The following is a 1339-nucleotide window of genomic DNA, read 5'->3' on the forward strand; positions in this document are numbered from 1 at the left end:
CATAAAGTAATTTGATTGCTTCCAATCGATGCCTTAGGTACTCTTGTTGATGTCGATTGAACTGCTTCTGCCAATCTTTGAGATCTAACGGCTTGTTCAGAAGCGCTTCGTTTTGGTTCATTTTTTTACTGTCTTTTTATTTCATATTTTACCATGCCTTACAGCGGGAAGGGAGTAGCTATAGTCGTTTTGAGCATAGCCTCTTAGCTTACACTGCCCTTTAATCATTACAACAACTTTTTTGCCGATCATCGCAAAGGCACTAAATTAAATGAATTCAAGATCGATACCCCAAATCATCCTCAACCAATATTACGGAGTCCAGCCCAGTAGCACTATCCAAGAGGTAGCTTTGCAAGATTTTAAACTTGACGATGCTTTGTGCGATCGCTTAGTCAGAGGGGTATGGTGATCATGACTATAGGTTTGCCGCCAGTAATATAGCAACGCAAGAAATAGATAGGACATAAAACCAAAAAGATGAGTGACGGCGCTTCGCGTCGCCACTCATCTTTTTGGTTTTGATTTGTCCTATCTATTTCTTGCGTTGCTGTACCATAAACTTGCCGCTACTGGTTTTGAAATACTGATTTCACTGTGGGGTTCTCTTAGATTCGTCTCCCCAGATGGAAGCATAAATTTGCCGAAAGTCTTGAATTACAAGCATAAGCTTGCCGAAAATCGTAAACTCTTGAAGCAGCCAAAAGCATTGAGCAGTCTGGTGTTATCTTTCTGTTGCATCTGGATTTGCCTCCCATCGCTGAGTTTACCACTCCAGTAATACCAAATCACAAAAGAGAGGCTACAGATAGAGCATCAAGAATGGAAGTCCAACCGACAATAGAAGCAATGACAGATTTAGTCATCTCAGAGAGACGATTCTTGACTAAAAGCTGCAACTCATCCATATTTTTGGGTAAAGCAAACCGTAACCCTTGCTTCAGGTGCAACCAAACTCGCTCAATCGGGTTCAATTGGGGAGAATGTGCAGGTTGAAATATAAAAATGATATTGCTTGGCACTCTTAAACGCTTAGCCCGATGACAACCAGCCTGATCGACTTGCATGAGAACGATGCTGTCAGCAAATTGCCCTGAAACAAGGTCAAGAAATATTTGAAAACAGTCCGTGTTGAAATGACTAAATTCATAGAAAAAGCTCTCACCAGTCGCGGGTTCAACGATACCGTATAGCCATGTTGCTTGAAACTGCTACTGGCCTGAGAGTGTAAAGTGAAATGTGTAAAGTCTAGGAAGTATACAGAGAGATAATCAAGACACACAACTACTAACACCACAAAGATGAATATCCGCAAAGAAATACTCGATGAATTGCTGCA

Annotated in this window: 1 protein-coding gene and 1 pseudogene; one reads left to right on the forward strand and one right to left on the reverse strand. The window is 41.2% G+C overall.

Features of this window, described 5'->3' with window-relative positions:
• The first annotated feature begins 271 nt into the window (after positions 1-271).
• Positions 272-412, forward strand: coding sequence for a hypothetical protein (locus tag B9G53_RS27620; RefSeq protein ID WP_176453317.1), 141 nt, complete (start codon positions 272-274; stop codon positions 410-412).
• Between the two features lie 376 nt (positions 413-788).
• On the opposite strand, the pseudogene B9G53_RS22500 reads toward B9G53_RS27620, so the two are convergent.
• A pseudogene (locus tag B9G53_RS22500) lies at positions 789-1190 on the reverse strand (transposase); the annotation flags it as partial.
• Between the last annotated feature and the right edge of the window lie 149 nt (positions 1191-1339).

Source organism: Pseudanabaena sp. SR411 (assembly GCF_002251945.1).
Taxonomy (GTDB): domain Bacteria; phylum Cyanobacteriota; class Cyanobacteriia; order Pseudanabaenales; family Pseudanabaenaceae; genus Pseudanabaena.

Coding starts and splice junctions, on each gene's coding strand:
- B9G53_RS27620 (WP_176453317.1), top strand. CDS start 272: ATGAATTCAAGATCGATACCCCAAATCATCCTCAACCAATATTACGGA.